Source organism: Rhodococcus pseudokoreensis (assembly GCF_017068395.1).
GTDB lineage: Bacteria > Actinomycetota > Actinomycetes > Mycobacteriales > Mycobacteriaceae > Rhodococcus_F > Rhodococcus_F pseudokoreensis.
Genome location: NZ_CP070619.1, coordinates 2,232,569 through 2,248,242, shown reverse-complemented (window position 1 = coordinate 2,248,242; position 15,674 = coordinate 2,232,569). Strand labels below are relative to the sequence as shown.

Genomic DNA, 15,674 nt, shown 5'->3' with positions numbered 1-15,674 from the left:
GCCCCGGGGCCGACCAACCGTCACCTGACCCGGCATCCCGCGAGCATCTGCTCGCGGGATGCCGGGGGTTCAGGCCATCGACAGTTTCTCGGCGTTGCGTACCGCGGTCTCGAGGTGCCTGTCCGCGGTGCTCAGATCCAGCCGGGCGTCGCTGAGGCTGTCGATCACCCCTTCCCGCGAAGCGCCGTCAACTGTGCTGTCGAGAAGGTCGAACGCGTCGGTCAACTCCTTGATCCGGTGCTCGAGTGCCTGCAGATCGGCCCGCAACCGGGCGGTGCGTTCGACGAGGTCGCCGGCGTCCACGGCTGCCCCCTTTCATCCCGAACTCACTGACGCGTCACCACCTCGTCTACCCGCGGTTGCGGCCGCGAAACCACCACCTCAGGGCGAGGCCTACCGGTACACGAGGCCGCCGTCGATCAGTCCGGCCTGCCCGGTCATGTAGTCGGAGTCCGGTCCGGCGAGATACGACACGTATGCGGCGACGTCCTCCGGTGTCTGTGCGCGACCGAGGGCGATGCCGCCGACGAACTTCTCGAACGTGGCACCCTTCGGCGCCCCGGTGAGGGCTGCGAAACGCTCGTCGATGGTGACCCACATGTCGGTGCCGACGACACCGGGGCAATAGGCGTTGACGGTGATGCCGTCGGACGCGTACTCCTTCGCCGCGGCCTGGGTGAGTGCGCGGACCGCGAACTTCGTCGCCGAGTACACGCCGAGCATCGCGAACCCCTCGTGGCCGGCGATCGACGACGCGTTGATGATCTTCCCGCCGTGCCCCCGCGCCCGGAACTTGTCGGCCGCGGCCTGGATTCCCCACAGCACACCTTCGACGTTCACCGCCAGGATCCGTGACACGTCCTCCGGCGTCGCGTCGGCGATCGGGTCGACCTGGGCGATGCCCGCGTTGTTGACGATGATGTCGAAGCCGCCCAGTTCGCGCTCCGTCCGGTCGACGGCGGACCGGACCTGATCGCGGTCCGTCACATCGGCGACCAAAGAGATCGCCTTCGAACCCGCCGCCCGGACCTCGTCGGCCACCGCGTCAATCCGGTCGGCGTTGACGTCGACGAGCGAGATGTCGGAGCCGTCCGACGCCAGCCGCAACGCGATCGCCCGTCCGATGCCCTGGCCCGCGCCGGTGATCAACGCGACTTTGCCCTCGATGCTCATCCCTAGCTCCTTTCCTATGTGACCGTGCTCACACGAGAGCCAAGCATTGCCGGCCGTGACTGTTCAAGGGTTGCAGTCGATTGCATTGTGACGAGATTAAGACCGATTACGTTCTCTCCCAATGAAAGTGTGTCCATAACGGTCATGGTTCGGCGCTCACATTCCCGGTAGGCTCCGAGGTGTGAGTACTACCGGTTCGGTTCGGCACCGCCTTCCCGCTGTCGGCTCGGGGGTGGATCTTCCCCGGCACGCAAGGTTGTTGAGTCAAGTGCACGATGCAGTGCTGTCGGGTCGGCGACCACCGGCGCAGCCGCGCGAGATCGTCGGCAGGTCGTGGTCGCGGTTACAAGCGGACGGGGTGAGTCCCGACAGTTGTGAGGACGTGGTGCTGGCCGACTGCGCCGAGGTCGAAGCCCGGCGGACGCGTACCGCCCTGCGTTCGATTCTTCCGGAGCTTCGCAGCGCGTTGACTCAGGTGGCGGAGGACGCGAATTTCATCGTGGTGATCGCGGACTCCGACGGGGTGGTTCTGTGGAGGGAAGGGTCCCGTGGCCTGCGGAAGGCCGCCGATGCCCTGGGATTCATGGAGGGCGCCCGATGGTCCGAGAGTTCGGTGGGTACTAACTCCATCGGGACGGCGTTGGTGGAAGATACTCCTGTGCAGCTGTTCTCGGCGGAGCATTACGCACGGTCTCATCGTGGCTGGTCGTGCACGGGCTCTCCGGTGCACGATCCGCGGAGCGGCGAAGTGCTCGGCGTCGTCGACATCAGTGGCTCGGCGATGTCGGTTCATCCGACGACGGTGGCGCTGGTGCAAACGGCGGTACGGTTGGCCGAGGCCACACTGTGGCAGGAGCACACGATCAACCTGGAGAAGCTTCGCGGTCATGCGGCGCCGGTGCTCGGGGCAACCGCCGGTCCGGCCCTCGTGGTGGACCGGCACGGCTGGGTCGCCGACGCTCGTGGGATCGCCGCCCCCGATCGGGTGTCACCTCCGTGCCCCGGCACGCCGCTGTTGGTCCCCGGATTGGGGCTGTGTGTGCCGGAACCGCTCGGTGACGGTTGGCTGGTACGGCGCGAAGGCAGGCCGGCGACCATCGGAGTGGAACTAGATCTCGGCGAGTCCCCCCGGGCAACGGTGCGGGGCGATACGAGTTGGACCCGCGCGCTCTCTCCGCGCCATGCGCAGATACTGCGAGTGCTGACCGAAAGCGGTTCCGCTGGAATCGATGCCGCGTCGCTGAGTGTGTCGTTGTTCGGTGACCGCGACCACGTGGTGGCCGTGCGCGCCGAGATCTCCCGTCTCCGAAAGAGTCTCGGCCCCATTCTGTCCACCCATCCGTACCGGTTCGCGGACGGCGTGGACGTGCACGTCGTCGGCTGAGGCGGACGTCCGAATCCCTGGCCTAGCGCCGCGCCGAGCGCACGGCGACGAAGTGACGCAGGTCCGCGCGCAGTTGTGGATCGAGCCGGTGACCGGCGGGTCCGGAAAGGATCCTGCCGAGCCGGGCCACGTAGCACGCGGGTGTCATCCCGAATTCGACGAGGAGATCGCCGGTGGTGCCACCGCCGTAGGGGAGCCAGCGCCGGGCGAATTCGACAACCCTTGCGTCGTCGATGACGGAGTCGTTCATCATGGAATCTCCTGCATGCTCGAGTTGCGGTGTTGGACTGCCTGCGCGTGGAGGCGGCCGGCGCGGTACGACGAGCGCACGAGCGGTCCGGCCATGACGCCGGCGAATCCGATCTCCTCGGCGGCCTGGGAGTGCTCGACGAACTCTTCGGGCTTGACCCACCGCTCGACGGGGTGGTGCCGGGGGGAGGGGCGCAGGTACTGGGTGATGGTGAGGATGTCGCAGCCGGCGGCGTGCAGGTCGAGCATCGCCTGGTGGACCTCGTCGGGGGTCTCGCCCATGCCGAGGATCAGGTTGGACTTGGTGACCAGTCCGAAGTCGCGGGCGGCGGTGATCACGCCGAGGGAGCGTTCGTAGCGGAACGCGGGGCGGATCCGTTTGAAGATGCGGGGCACGGTCTCGAGGTTGTGGGCGAGGACCTCGGGGCGGGAGTCGAAGACCTCGGCGAGCAGGTCCGGCTTGCCGTTGAAGTCGGGGATGAGGTTCTCGACGCCGGTGCCGGGGTTGAGCTGGTGGATCTGGCGGACCGTTTCGGCGTAGAGCCAGGCGCCGCCGTCGGGGAGGTCGTCGCGGGCGACGCCGGTGATGGTGGAGTACCGCAGTCCCATCGCCTGCACGGATTCGGCGACGCGGCGGGGTTCGTCGCGGTCGAGGTCTGTGGGTTTGCCGGTGTCGATTTGGCAGAAGTCGCAGCGGCGGGTGCACTGTTCGCCGCCGATGAGGAACGTCGCTTCGCGGTCTTCCCAGCATTCGTAGATGTTGGGGCAGCCGGCTTCTTCGCAGACGGTGTGCAAACCCTCGCGTTTGACGAGGCCCTCGAGCTCGGAGTATTCCGGGCCCATCTTCGCTCTCGTCTTGATCCAGTTCGGTTTGCGTTCGATCGGAGTCTCCGCGTTTCGGATCTCGAGGCGGAGCAATTTGCGGCCGGGCGGGGCCTGCACGGCCCCGGACGATGTTCGTGGTGTGGCAGTCACGTGTCGATTCCTGGGTGGTGGTTCCCACCGAACCGCGGTGCCGGAGGGCAACCACGGTTCGGCGGGGAGTGCTACATGTTGATCGGGCGGCCCAGCGCCGACAGGACCGACTCGTGCATGGCCTCGGACAGCGTCGGGTGCGCGAAGACCACGTCCGCGAGATCGTCACCGGTAGCCTCCAGGGATCGTGCGATGCCGAATCCCTGGATCTGCTCGGTGACTTCGGGCCCGACCATGTGGGCGCCCAGCAGTTCACCGCTGTCGGCGTCGAAGATGGTCTTGACGAAGCCTTCGGCTTCACCGATGGCGAGTGCCTTGCCGGAGGCCTGCAGATCGAACTGTCCGATCTGCAGGGAGCGCCCGGTTGCCCGTGCCTGGTCCTCGGTGAGGCCGAGGCTGGCGACCTGGGGCCGCGAGTACGTGCATCCGGGGACATAGTCTTTGTCCAACGGTGTCACGTGCGGGGCTCCCGCCAGCTTGTCGACACACAGCACGCCCTCGTGACTGGCTTTGTGGGCGAGGCACGGGGCGCCGGCGACGTCGCCGATGGCGTAGATCCCGAATGTGCTGGTGCGGCACCACTCGTCGGTGGTGACGAACCCGCGGTCCACCTCGACGCCGACGTCCGCGAGCCCGAGATTCTCGATGTTTCCCTGGATGCCGGCGGCGACCAGAACCCGCTCCACGACCCGTTCTTCGAGGGTTCCGTCCGCGCATTTCACCGTCACGGCGACGGAATCCGCGCCGACGGTGAGTTCGGACACCGAGGCGCCGGTGTGGATCTCGATCCCGCGCTTCTCGAACTGCCGGCGCACGTGGCCGGCCACCGTGGCATCCTCGACGGGCATGATCTGCGGTGCCAGTTCGACGAGGGTGACCGCACTGCCCAAATCGTGGTAGAGGCTCGCGAACTCGACGCCGATGGCACCGGAACCGATGACCAACAGCGACTTCGGAAGTTCCTGGGGTACGAGCGCGTCGAAGTAGGTCCAGACCCGATCGCCGTCCGGTGTCACCCCGGGCACCGACCGGGGGCGCGCACCCGTGGCGAGGATGATGTGATCGGCCCGGTACTCGGTGAGCGGCGACGCCGGGTCACCGCCCTCCCGAACACCCACCACGCCCTTTCCGGTGAGTCGCGCGGTGCCGCTGATCACGTCGATGCCGTTCTTCTTCATCAGATACCCGATGCCGTCGGACAACCGACCCGACACCCCGCGGCTGAACTCGACCAATTGCGCCATGTCGAATTCGACACCGCTGGTGGAGAATCCGAGGGGACGCAGATTCGCCAGCGTGTGCGCGACGTCGGCGCCGTGCAGCAGCGCCTTGGTGGGAATGCAACCCCAGTTCAGGCAGATGCCGCCGAGTCGGTCCCGTTCGATCACCGCTGTGCGGAGTCCGTGTTGGGCGGCGCGGATGGCGGCCACGTAGCCGCCGGGCCCGCTTCCGATCACCAGGACGTCGTATTTGTCAGTCATCAGCACTCCCTAGACCAGCATCAACGCGGGTGATTCGACGAAGCGCCGCAGTTCCTGCAGGAACGTCGCGCCGAGGGCGCCGTCGATCACGCGGTGGTCGCACGACAGCGTGACGGTCAGCATCGCGCGGACCTCCACCCGGCCGTCCACGACGACCGGCCGTTGCTGCCCCGCACCGACGGCGAGGATGGCGCCCTGCGGTGGGTTGATGATCGCGTCGAATTCGCGCACGCCGAACATACCGAGGTTCGAGATGGTGAACGTGCCACCCTGGAACTCCTCGGGCGTCAGCTTGCCGGTCTTGGCCTTGGTCACCAATGCGTGGACCTCACCGGAGATCTCGGCGAGGCTCTTGCTCTCCGCTCCGCGAACGATGGGCGTGATCAGGCCCGACGGCAGGGCGACGGCTACCGAGATGTCGGCGGCGGAGAATCTCAGCACCGATTGCGCCGCCTCGTCGAACTGGACGTTGACGTCCGGGACCTTGCGCAGCGCCGCAGCGCAGGCTTTGACCACGAAGTCGTTGACCGACAGCTTGACTGCCGGCACCGTTGCGTTGATCTCCGTGCGGAGTGCGAGGAGATTGTCGATCTCGAGGTCCGCGGTGAGCCGGAAGTGCGGGGCGTTGCGCTTCGATTCCTGCAGGCGCTGACCGATCGCCTTGCGCATCGAGTTGAACGGGATCGTCTCGAACTCGGGCAGCACGTGCGGGGCGTCCGCACGGCCGGCGGGCGCGGGCGCCGGTTCGGGAACCAGTCGGAACGTCCTTTCGGCTTCCCGGACGTCCGCCTCGCAGACTCGCCCCCGCGAACCGGTGGCCCGGCAGTCGTGCAGGTTGATGCCCAGGGATCTCGCCAGTCGACGTGCCACCGGTGTCGCATCGACCGTGCCGTCGTCCTCGGCGGAGCGTCCCGGCACACCAGACCGAGTGGGCGCCGGTGCGTCTGCGACGGTTCCGCCTGCCGAGCGAATCGCGTCGTGGACGTCCGCGACCGAGATCCGGCCGTCGCGGCCGGTCCCGGCCACCCGGCCCAGATCGAGTGACAATTCTTCGGCCAACCGCAGGGAGTGCGGCGTCGCGAAGACGTCACCATTCGTCCGTCCCCGTAGCGAATCCGGGACGGTGGTGGTGCCGGGTGGCCGCGCCGATTCCTGGGCCGCCGGAGCGGACGGGGTGGGCGTCACCCGCGGCTCTGCGGGAGTGGGCTGCCCGCCCGGTGTCCGCTCCGGCTCGGGCGCGGGGACGTGATCCGCTCCGATTCCGGTCAGGAACTCCTCGATCTCGGCATCGGAGACGGCCGCGTCCGCCGATACCGCCAAGACCGCACCCACCGGCAGCGTGGCGCCCGGCTTGGCGACGATGCGACGCAGTGCGCCGTCGAACGGCGCCTCCAACTCGTTGGTGATCTTGCTGGTTTCGATCTCGCAGATCAGATCGCCTTTCGCGAAGGGTGTTCCTTCGTCGATCAACCACTCGGTGACGGTGCCCTCGTCCATGGACAGGCCCCATTTGGGAACTTCGATCAGCTTGATGTCGCTCATGGTCAGGCAGTCACCACCTTGCGTACCGCGGCCTCGATGCGTGCCGCGTTGGGAAGCCATGCCTGTTCGAGCACGGGGGAGAACGGCACGGGGGTGTGCGGCGGGGTGACCAGTTCGATCGGTGCCTTCAGCGAACCGAACGCCTTGGTCGCGATCAGTGCGGCGACGTCGTGGCCGAATCCGCACCGCGCCGCGGACTCGTCGACGATCACGACCCGTCCGGTGGACGCGACGGATTCGAGGATGCCTTCCTCGTCGAGGGGTGAGACGGTCCGCGGGTCGACCACCTCGACGGAGATGCCCTCGGTGGCAAGTTTGTCGGCGGCCGTGTTGGCGGCGTTCACCATCGCCGAGAGCGCGATGATCGTGACGTCCGTGCCTTCACGGGTGTAGTTGGCGACACCGAACGGGATCGTGTACGGCTCGTCGGGAACCTCGCCCTTCAGGTCGTACAGGGTCTTGTGCTCGCAGAACACCACCGGGTCGTCGTCGCGAATGGACTGGATGAGAAGACCTTTGGCGTCATACGCGTTGGACGGGGCCACCACCTTGAGGCCGGGGACCGCGGCGAACACGTTGTACGGAGACTGCGAATGCTGCGCCGCCGCCGAGAATCCGGCACCGATCATGCCGCGCACCACGAGCGGGGTGCGGGCCTTGCCGCCGAACATGTAGCGGAACTTCGCCGCCTGGTTGTACAGGGCGTCGTAACAGACTCCGAAGAAGTCCATGAACATCAGTTCGGCGACCGGACGCAGCCCGGTCAGTGCGGCGCCGGCTGCCATGCCGATGATCGCGGACTCGGTGATCGGGGTGTCGATGACCCGGTCGGAACCGAATTCGGTCCACAGGCCCTTCGTCACACCCAGCACCCCGCCGAACGCCTCGAGTTTTCCGGACTCGAGTTCCGGATTGGTACCCGCCTGACCGCCACGTAGGTCTTCACCGATCTGCACAACCGTCGCGTCACGTTCCATCTCCTGGGCGAGCGCGGCCTTGATTGCTTCGCGGTACGTCGTCTTCGACGTTGTCATTTCTGTTCTCACTCTCAGTACGACACGTAGACGTCGGTCAGAAGGTTCGCCAACGGTGGATACTCGGCCTGCCGGGCCTTCGCCACGGCGTCGTCGACCCGGGCCCGCGCGTCGGCGTCGATCGCGTCGAGTTCCTTCGCGGACACCTTCTTGCTGTCCGGGTGGTTGCGGAAGTTCAGTAGCGGGTCTTTCGTCTTGCGCAGCTCCGCGACCTGGTCCGCGGTGCGGTACAGCTGCGCGTCACCCTCGAAGTGTCCGTGCCAGCGGTACGCGATCGCCTCGATCGACGTGGGCCCGCCTCCCATGCGCGCACGTTCGACGGCCTCACGGGTCGCCTCGTACACGGCGAAGAAGTCGGTTCCGTCGACGGTGACGGCAGGCATGCCGAACGACGCCGCACGGGAAGCGATACTGGGTGCGCCGACGGCGTAGTCCCGGCCGGTGGCTTCCCCGAAACCGTTGTTCTCGGTGACGAAGACGATGGGAAGGTCGAGCACGACGGCCATGTTCATGGCTTCGAAGACCGTCCCCTGGTTGGAGCCGCCGTCGCCGGTGAACGAAGCGGCGACGCCGCCGTTGCGCAGGGTCTTCGCGCTGAGCGCCGCACCGATGGCGAGGGAAGGCGCCCCGCCGACGATGGCGTTCGCGCCGAGCATGCCCACCGAAAGGTCGGCGATGTGCATCGAACCGCCCTTGCCGTGGCAGAGGCCGTCGTCCTTCCCGAAGATCTCCGCCATCATCCCGTGGAGGTCGCACCCCTTGGCGATGCAGTGCCCGTGACCGCGGTGGGTGGACCCGATATAGTCACTGTCCTGCAGGTTCTCGCACACACCGACGGCAATGGCTTCCTGACCGGAGTACAGGTGGATGAAGCCGGGAATGTCGCCGGTGGCGTTCTCCTCGTGAAGGCGGTCTTCGAACGCTCGGATCTCGGACATCTTCCGATACGCGCTCAGTAACGAATTCTTGTTCAGCGCCATTGCACTCCCTTGGTTTCTCCGTTGTCGCCGGCTACGTCGGGGCCGACCTCCGAGCGCGATGCGGCGCCGGAACGGTTCGTGCCTCGTGTAACCCGGGTCATGAATGTAGGGAGATATGACGAGCGCAATAAAGGTTGCAGCAGATTGCAATGGGGCGACCCTCCACGCGAAGGTCATCACCGAGGCGGAGGTGAAACAAGCAGCCGTTCGCAAACGCGCCCCCGCGGTGGCTTCGAACGGAGAATCTGGCTCGCGTGTCAGAACGGGTTATAGATCCACACCCCGCGGTAGTCCCACTCGCTCGACCCGGTCGGAATTTTCACCAGATCGAGTTTGTGCTCATTGCCGAGGTGGTCGAACTGGCGACACCAACCCTGCCCGTGGAAGGACGCACACTCGATCGTTCGGCTAGTGCCGTACGGACTCAGGATGATCGACTTGTCGGCGTTCGCGCCGAACGCTCCAGGGTCCAGGGGCGTGACGAAATAGGAAGTCCGATCCTTGTACCCGAACGGGTCGGGATCGACGGGATCGGCGGATGCCGTCGACACGCAGAGGCCGAAGGGGATGAGGGACAGGACGGTTGCCGCGATAGCCCGCTTCACTTGCACTCCATTCGCATTCGGGACGAACCGCCGTCCCTGACCGAGTCGATGCTCTCACTCGACTATCGCGCGCGGTCCGATTGCGTTACGCCGCATACCGCTACTCCAATGTGATGGGTGAATGCTCGTCGCTCTCTTCGCACGTCTGCTGCACCCTGAGCGCGGAAAGAGCTTTCGATGCACTGTCGGCCGGAGCGCCTAGTTCCCTAAGCGAATTATCGGTGACATCGCCGGCGGCGCGGAGGACAATAGAAACCGACCGGCCCCGGCACGTGGAGTCGGCCGTGGTCGTGTTGTGTCAGAGTCTCGTTCCGCAGGGGCCGAGGCTGCATGCCAGCGTGCCTCGCGTCAACCTGCATGGAGTTGAGATGTCTGATCGCAGCCCGACGTCGACAGCCTGCGAAGTTTCTGGACCTCCGACTCGACCGTGCACTTTCCGACCGGGACATGTCACGGGAGCGACGAGATCGCCGTCTACTTCGACCAGGTCTTCGCCGCCGTCTCCGACTTCGACCACTTCGTCGTCGCCGGCGGAAAGGTCGTCACCAACACGGTGCGCTACGACCAAATGGAGTTCGCCCGCCAGATCAAGTTGCTTCCGCCCGACGGTTCGATTGCGGATCGCGCGTTGAAGGCGGCTTTCAACGCCACAACCCGTGTAGTGGGTATCGCTCGTCGTCGCTAGCTCGCGATCACGGATTGAATCATTCGATGCAAGCTATAGAAGACCGGACAATCCTCGTTCGGGAACCGCGGTGGCCGAGACGAACTCGGCGACCGCGGGATCTCGCAGTCGAACTCGATCCGGGGCTTCATCTGATCTCGTGTCAGATCAGGGCGCAAACTTCCCGACGGCGTCGAGGTTAGCGAACACCTCACCGGGCTGGACGAGGTTGGCGCCGGCGGTGTCGTTGAAGACCTGCGCGAAATATGGGGTGAAGCGGAACGGCCAATATGTGGGGCCGATCCCTCCGCCGTGTGGCGTCATGAGCGTCGGCATCATTTCACCCACGTTGTAGGTGGCGACCATTCTCTCGCCCTGAGGGACCCCGTTGATCGTCACCAACCCGTAGGCGCCGTCCATCCGCAGCCAGATATTCTCGACCGCAACAGAATTCCCGGTCTTGCTGATCAATCTCGGACCGCCGGGGTAGTACACACCCTGGCATGCGTCGATATAGTTGGTGTGAGAGCCGATTGGCAGATAGAGACCGGTCTTCGCGGGTTTGGCCTCGAATGGTGTGATACCTTCGACCGCGATCTCGTTGTCGTTCAGCAGCGCAACCATTCGCGGGGGAAAATCGAAGTTGGCATATCCGAACGGCGTGAAGTACGGCATTCTCAGACACTCGGCCTGAGCAGTGGGCACAGGCGCGTGAAGAGACAGTCCCAGAACCAGAATGATCGCCCCAGCGATCCCTCCTACAAACGCACGCAAGATACGCATCTCTGCTCCAATCTTCGGGTTTGTATGGCGCGGCATCGGGCGACAAGTAGCACCGAGAAGCGCTAGGAAGCGCCGAGAAGCCTCATGTAGTAGATTACGCGCCCAGCGCCCGACATTGAATCGCTATTCTTGCTGGGCTGGATTTTCTGTTGGGAGAATTGGCGCTGGGCCTGAAGTTCAACTTCAACCTCAGCTTCCGTGCGAGGCGTCGTCAAGCGACCGGCACCCGTTGGCTGACCCCGAATCGCCCCAAATCTATTCCGCGTACTTACTTCTCGATGCGACCTCTCGGGTGACGCTGAGACGCATTCAGGCGATGCCGGATCGTCCACGCGAACGGCGGCTTGCCAATCTCGTTGCATACGCAAAGCAATTGGTTAACTGTGCCGAGTTCCGCGGCATTGCCTGAGCCCAACCCGGGTGCGGGGGAGCCTAGGTCGGCGCGATATGAACGCGACCGCCACCTCGGGTGAGGTGGCGGTCGCGGCTGTTGTACGTGGTGCTCAGAATATCGCGGGTACGGCTACCAGGATGAACCAGCACAGCGCCGGTGCGACTGCGACGACGATGCCTGCGTTGAGGAGAAGCTGGCGGTAGAACGCGGGGCGCTCGATGTTCTGGGCGTTGGCGAGGACGAGTGCGCCGTTCGTCGAGAACGGGGACACGTCGACGACGGTCGCCGAGATGGCGAGGGCCGCGACGACACCGACGACGGGGAGTGCGCCGGTCTGCAGTAGGGGCAGGGCGAGCGGGATGATCGCGGTGAGCAGTGCGGTCGAGGATGCGAACGCGGACGTGACGCCGATGACGTAGCAGAGGACGAACGCGACCAGCAGTGGTGCGCCGACGGTGATGGCCATTTCGGCGAGGTGGTCGATGGTGCCCATTTCCTCCATGATCGAGATGTAGGTGACCATTCCGGCGACGAGCAGGACGGTGGACCAGCTGATGCCGGCGATGGCTTCGTTCTGCTTCGACAGGTCGGTGAAGGCGAGGACCGCGCCTGCGGCGATGGCGACGAAGCTGATCGGCAGATGCAGCACCAGTACGAGTACGAGCACGGTGGCGATGAGGAACAGGGTGAGCTTCTGGACCCGGGTCACGGGGTGTGCGTCGGGGACGATGGTGGTCGCCGTGGGCTTGCGGGTGAGTACCTGCGTCCCGCCCGACGAGCCTGCGCCGCCGGTGGTCGGCGTCAGGTCCGGAGCCGCGCCGGTGGTGGGTCGCGTTGTACCGCTGCCGGTTTCGTCACTCGTTCCGGTGGCGGTGTATTCGAGGTCGCGGACTCGGGCGAGGACCGAGTAGCCCACGACGGTCAGCACCGACAGCAGGAGGTTGATGCCGTAGCTGGCGAGGAACAGGGTCCAGGGTGCGATGGTCAGACCGCTGGAGTTGACGATGTCGGTGACGAGGACACCGGAGACCGAGATCGGCGAGAACGCGCCGGCATGAGCGCCGTTAATCGTCATGATGCCCATCACGAGTGGGCTCATCCGGGTGCGGGCGGCGAAGGACATCGCCGCGGGTGAGATCAGCGCGACCGCTGCGGGGCTGAAGGTGCCCAGCGCCGTCAGTACGGAGGCGGAGAAGAAGAACACCCAGGGAACGATCACCGTCCGGCCGCCGACTGCGCGGATGCAGGCGTTGACGAGGAGGTCGATGGTGCCGTTCCTCTTGGCCATGCCGAAGAAGTAGGTGACGCCGATGATCGTGAGCACGATCGAACTCGGGAACGCGGCGAGGATTTCCTTGTCGTCGTAACCGAGGGCGAAGGCGCCGACGAGGAAGGCTCCGATGAAGCCCAGGATGCCGATGTTGATTGGGAAGATGGTGGCGGTCACGAACATCGCGACCAAGGCGATCAGGGGGAGTATTTCGATGGAGGTCATGGTCGTTCTTTCGCTTGCTGTCCGGCGGGGTCGCCTGCCCGGTCGTCGGCTGTTCCGGTGGCGTGAACAAGGGGGGCCTCGGCGCGTCCGCGGGCACTGAATGGCGGTGCCGTGGTGCGCGTCTGTGGTGTCTCCCGACTTGTGACGGGGTCACGGTGTGGGGTCAGAACGGGCGCGGTGGAATCGACCAGTTCGGTGGACAGCTCCTCGGCCCGGTCCCGGTCGGCGGGAACGTCTGCGCTTTGGGGTAGCGGGCTCGTGGTTCGCATGTCACATCCTCTCGTCGATCATGTCCTACATCACGTTAGAGACGACAGATGTTCAGAACAATGTCGCGTTTCTATCCGGGGGTTCAGTTCTGCTTAAGTCAGTGCGACAGGTCCGCGGCCTGTCGATCGCCGTGCGGGAGCTAGCCCCGCTTGGTTACCAGTAGCTATGCGCGCCGACTGGAGGGGCGATCGCCTCGCGATATAAGTCAAACTTAAGGGTGGTCCCCATATTCGAAATTGTGCTCCAGCCTGGTGTGGCACAGGGTTGACGGTGTCACCGCTGGAGATTCAGTTCCCTTACCCCGATCAGAGCCTTCGGCGGTGCCTCAGACTTCGTCCAAAAACGAAAGGCGGCCGGGCGGTGTTCACACTCCGTGGAACCTGGATGCGAGGCGGCACCAGCAAGTGCTGGCTCTTCAACGCTGTTGATGTCGACCCTCTGGTCGAACGGGCGGGCGGGCTCGACGCCATACTCACGTCGGCCTTCGGGTCGGGTGACCCCCGTCAGCTCGACGGCGTGGGCGGCGGCAGCTCGACGACGTCCAAGGCCGCGATCGTGCGCCGATCCGCCGAGCCGGGCATCGACGTCGAGTACCTGTTCGCGCAGGTAGCGATCGGTGATCGCCGGGTCGAGTGGGGTAGCAACTGCGGAAACTGCGCCACCGGGATAGGGCTGTATGCGCTGCAGTCGGGGCTCGTCGCGGTCGACAGCGCGACGACGATCGTGCGGATGCGCAACACCAACACCGGTGCAATCCTCACCGCCGAGATCGCGACCCCGGGCGGGGTGATCCCCACCGAGGGGGTTGCCGCCGTGCCGGGGACCAGTGCGCTCGGCGTTCCGGTTGCCCTGACCTTCACCGGCCTCGCCTCCGGTACCGCTCTGCTGCCCACCGGGTCGGTGTCCGATTCGATCACGCTCGGTGATCGCCGGTACCGGGGCACGATGGTGGCCGCCGGGGCGCCGGCCGCGTTGTTCGACGCCGCCGCTCTGGGCCTGAGCGGGGTGGAGGAGAATTCGGTGATCGCCGACCACCTCTCCGTACTCGTCGCGTTGCGGCGCGAATCGTCGCTTCGGATGGGACTGAGCAAGCCCGGCGACCCGATCTCGCATGCCATTCCGAAGGTCGGTGTGATCGGCCCGCCGCGGGACTATCGCACGAGCGCGGGCATCGACATCGCCGGCGAGGACTACGACGTCTCGGTCCGCATGCTCTCCATGCTCGCCCCGCATCCGGCGATCGGCCTGACATCCGCCGTCGCCGTCGCCGCGGCCGCCGCCGTGCGAGGGGGAGTGGTGGCAGACAACGCCCGGGTGCGGTGGCCCGGATCGCTGCGACTGGGAACGGCCGCCGGCGTCCTCGACATCGACCTCACCACCTCCCCCGACGGAGTGATCGAGGCGGTCTCACTACACCGCGCGGCACGGCGCATCGCGGCCGCTGAACTGTTCGTCGCCTCCCCGGCCGCCGTGCTGGCGGGATCCGCACGGTGACCCGGCCACAGCATCTCGCGGGGATCGGATCAACGATCACACCACCCACTACTGGTCGGACGACGTCGACCGCCTCGCGGGACTACCCGGCCCGGGCCGGGGTGATGCTCGCCAAGACCGAGGCGGCCGACCCGCTTGGCCGACGATCACGCACTCGCCATGCGCCTACGCGTCGGCGAACCCTTCCTCGAGGCGCCGCGCTGCCGCCATGCACTGCGTGATGGCCTCCTGGGCGGCCGGGCTCAGCCGCCGCTCGGTCAGATGCGCGACCAGGATGCGGCGCTGCGGAGAACGGGTGGCGAGCGGGATCGACCGGACGTCGGGGCGGGGATTGAGGACCGCGAGCCGCGGTGCGATGGCCACCCCCAGCTCGACCCCCACCATCGCCTGAACCTCCCCGTAGTCGTGGGCGAGGAAGCTTGTCCGGGGCGTGAATCCGCCTTGCTGGCAGAGCCGTTCGAGGGTGTGCGCCACCGGGTGATCGTCGGCGCGTACCACCCACGACTCGTCGCGGAGTTCGGTGATCCGGATCGACTCCCGGTCGGCGAGTCGGTGCTTCTCCGACACCAGCAGCAGGGTCGGGTCGTTCATCAGGTGGTGGTACGTCAGCAGCGGATCGTCGACCCGGTTCCACTCGTAGTCCCACAACAGGGACAGCTCCGTCTCCCGGCGGCGAAGCGATTCGACCAGCTGCGCGAATCGTCCACTGAGAACGCGCAGATCGATGCCGGGGTGGTGGGTCTTGAATTCCTTGACCACCAACGGCAGCAGCGTGGATCCTGCCGTGGGGAAGGTGCCTATTGCCAGCATTCCCGCGCGCAGTCCGCGGATCTCCGCAAGCTCGGCGTCCGTCGCCTCGAGTTCGACGAGGATCCGTTCGGTGTGTTTGACGACCGAGCGGCCCGCGTCGGTGAGCATGATGCCCCGGGCGTGCCGTTCCAGCAGCGGTTGCCCGGCCTCCTTCTCGAGCTTGGCGATCTGCTGCGAGACCGCCGAGGTGGTGTAACCGAGCGCGGCGGCAGCCGCGGTGATGGAGCCGTGCTTCGCGACCTCGCACAGCGTGAACATCCGCGTCGTGTCGAGCACGTCGGCCACCTGCCTTTAGAAGAATTTAAAGGGCGTCATGATACTTGCGATTGTACTTCACTCAG

Annotated in this window: 15 protein-coding genes and 1 pseudogene; 3 read left to right on the top strand and 13 right to left on the bottom strand. The window is 65.9% G+C overall.

The genetic code is table 11. The annotated features are described in order from the left end of the window. Positions 1–69: 69 nt before the first annotated feature. On the bottom strand, positions 70–303 hold the full coding sequence (locus JWS13_RS15670) for a hypothetical protein (protein ID WP_206006480.1): 234 nt from the start codon (positions 301–303) through the stop codon (positions 70–72). A gap of 90 nt (positions 304–393) precedes the next feature. Then, positions 394–1,173, bottom strand: a complete 780-nt coding sequence (locus JWS13_RS15665) for an acetoin reductase (protein ID WP_206006479.1) — start codon at positions 1,171–1,173, stop codon at positions 394–396. 268 nt (positions 1,174–1,441) lie between these two features. Between JWS13_RS15665 and JWS13_RS15660 the strand changes: the two genes are divergently transcribed. Then, entirely contained in the window at positions 1,442–2,557 is a 1,116-nt protein-coding gene (locus JWS13_RS15660; RefSeq protein ID WP_241032219.1) for a GAF domain-containing protein, read from the top strand. 22 nt (positions 2,558–2,579) lie between these two features. Here JWS13_RS15660 and JWS13_RS15655 read toward each other — a convergent pair whose 3' ends face one another. From JWS13_RS15655 to JWS13_RS15625, 7 genes are all read right to left on the bottom strand, one after another. Continuing rightward, complete coding sequence (locus tag JWS13_RS15655) at positions 2,580–2,810, bottom strand: DUF3263 domain-containing protein (protein ID WP_206006478.1); 231 nt, start codon at positions 2,808–2,810, stop codon at positions 2,580–2,582. Then, positions 2,807–3,781, bottom strand: a complete 975-nt coding sequence (lipA, locus tag JWS13_RS15650; protein WP_206006477.1) for a lipoyl synthase — start codon at positions 3,779–3,781, stop codon at positions 2,807–2,809. Before lipA ends, JWS13_RS15655 begins: the two co-directional genes overlap by 4 nt. 71 nt (positions 3,782–3,852) lie before the next feature. Further along, positions 3,853–5,262, bottom strand: a complete 1,410-nt coding sequence (gene lpdA, locus JWS13_RS15645; protein WP_206006476.1) for a dihydrolipoyl dehydrogenase — start codon at positions 5,260–5,262, stop codon at positions 3,853–3,855. A gap of 9 nt (positions 5,263–5,271) precedes the next feature. After that, positions 5,272–6,804 (bottom strand): 2-oxo acid dehydrogenase subunit E2, encoded by a 1,533-nt coding sequence (locus JWS13_RS15640; RefSeq protein ID WP_206006475.1) that lies wholly within the window; start codon positions 6,802–6,804, stop codon positions 5,272–5,274. Positions 6,805–6,806: 2 nt separating this feature from the next. Beyond that, on the bottom strand, positions 6,807–7,838 hold the full coding sequence (locus JWS13_RS15635; RefSeq protein WP_005243580.1) for an alpha-ketoacid dehydrogenase subunit beta: 1,032 nt from the start codon (positions 7,836–7,838) through the stop codon (positions 6,807–6,809). A gap of 14 nt (positions 7,839–7,852) precedes the next feature. Beyond that, positions 7,853–8,818: a thiamine pyrophosphate-dependent dehydrogenase E1 component subunit alpha gene (locus tag JWS13_RS15630; protein ID WP_095863522.1), complete on the bottom strand. Its 966-nt coding sequence runs from the start codon at positions 8,816–8,818 to the stop codon at positions 7,853–7,855. A 257-nt stretch (positions 8,819–9,075) separates the two neighbouring features. Next, entirely contained in the window at positions 9,076–9,423 is a 348-nt protein-coding gene (locus tag JWS13_RS15625; protein ID WP_241032218.1) for a hypothetical protein, read from the bottom strand. A gap of 394 nt (positions 9,424–9,817) precedes the next feature. On the opposite strand from JWS13_RS15625, the pseudogene JWS13_RS15620 reads away from it, so the two are divergent. Further along, positions 9,818–10,108 (top strand): annotated as a pseudogene (locus JWS13_RS15620) (ester cyclase); the annotation flags it as partial. A gap of 147 nt (positions 10,109–10,255) precedes the next feature. Here the strand turns inward: JWS13_RS15620 and JWS13_RS15615 are convergent. The 3 genes from JWS13_RS15615 to JWS13_RS15605 form a co-directional block, all read right to left on the bottom strand. Beyond that, positions 10,256–10,762, bottom strand: coding sequence for a hypothetical protein (locus JWS13_RS15615; protein ID WP_225929103.1), 507 nt, complete (start codon positions 10,760–10,762; stop codon positions 10,256–10,258). Positions 10,763–11,373: 611 nt separating this feature from the next. Then, complete coding sequence (locus tag JWS13_RS15610; RefSeq protein WP_206006473.1) at positions 11,374–12,759, bottom strand: SLC13 family permease; 1,386 nt, start codon at positions 12,757–12,759, stop codon at positions 11,374–11,376. Then, positions 12,756–13,028, bottom strand: coding sequence for a hypothetical protein (locus JWS13_RS15605; RefSeq protein WP_206006472.1), 273 nt, complete (start codon positions 13,026–13,028; stop codon positions 12,756–12,758). The genes JWS13_RS15610 and JWS13_RS15605 overlap by 4 nt, the downstream gene beginning before the upstream one ends. A gap of 385 nt (positions 13,029–13,413) precedes the next feature. On the opposite strand from JWS13_RS15605, the gene JWS13_RS15600 reads away from it, so the two are divergent. Continuing rightward, positions 13,414–14,523, top strand: a complete 1,110-nt coding sequence (locus JWS13_RS15600) for a PrpF domain-containing protein (protein ID WP_206011615.1) — start codon at positions 13,414–13,416, stop codon at positions 14,521–14,523. A 165-nt stretch (positions 14,524–14,688) separates the two neighbouring features. Here JWS13_RS15600 and JWS13_RS15595 read toward each other — a convergent pair whose 3' ends face one another. Continuing rightward, the gene (locus JWS13_RS15595) at positions 14,689–15,609 is read right to left on the bottom strand and encodes a LysR family transcriptional regulator (protein ID WP_206006471.1); all 921 of its coding nucleotides are present in this window, start codon (positions 15,607–15,609) and stop codon (positions 14,689–14,691) included. Positions 15,610–15,674: the final 65 nt, after the last annotated feature.

Bases quoted from the DNA above. Each gene is read 5' to 3' on its own strand.
- JWS13_RS15630 (WP_095863522.1), bottom strand. From the start codon at position 8,818: ATGGCGCTGAACAAGAATTCGTTACTGAGCGCGTATCGGAAGATGTCC.
- JWS13_RS15610 (WP_206006473.1), bottom strand. From the start codon at position 12,759: ATGACCTCCATCGAAATACTCCCCCTGATCGCCTTGGTCGCGATGTTC.
- lpdA (WP_206006476.1), bottom strand. From the start codon at position 5,262: ATGACTGACAAATACGACGTCCTGGTGATCGGAAGCGGGCCCGGCGGC.
- JWS13_RS15615 (WP_225929103.1), bottom strand. From the start codon at position 10,762: ATGCCGTACTTCACGCCGTTCGGATATGCCAACTTCGATTTTCCCCCG.
- JWS13_RS15665 (WP_206006479.1), bottom strand. From the start codon at position 1,173: ATGAGCATCGAGGGCAAAGTCGCGTTGATCACCGGCGCGGGCCAGGGC.
- JWS13_RS15655 (WP_206006478.1), bottom strand. From the start codon at position 2,810: ATGATGAACGACTCCGTCATCGACGACGCAAGGGTTGTCGAATTCGCC.
- JWS13_RS15635 (WP_005243580.1), bottom strand. From the start codon at position 7,838: ATGACAACGTCGAAGACGACGTACCGCGAAGCAATCAAGGCCGCGCTC.
- JWS13_RS15640 (WP_206006475.1), bottom strand. From the start codon at position 6,804: ATGAGCGACATCAAGCTGATCGAAGTTCCCAAATGGGGCCTGTCCATG.
- JWS13_RS15600 (WP_206011615.1), top strand. From the start codon at position 13,414: ATGCGAGGCGGCACCAGCAAGTGCTGGCTCTTCAACGCTGTTGATGTC.
- JWS13_RS15605 (WP_206006472.1), bottom strand. From the start codon at position 13,028: ATGCGAACCACGAGCCCGCTACCCCAAAGCGCAGACGTTCCCGCCGAC.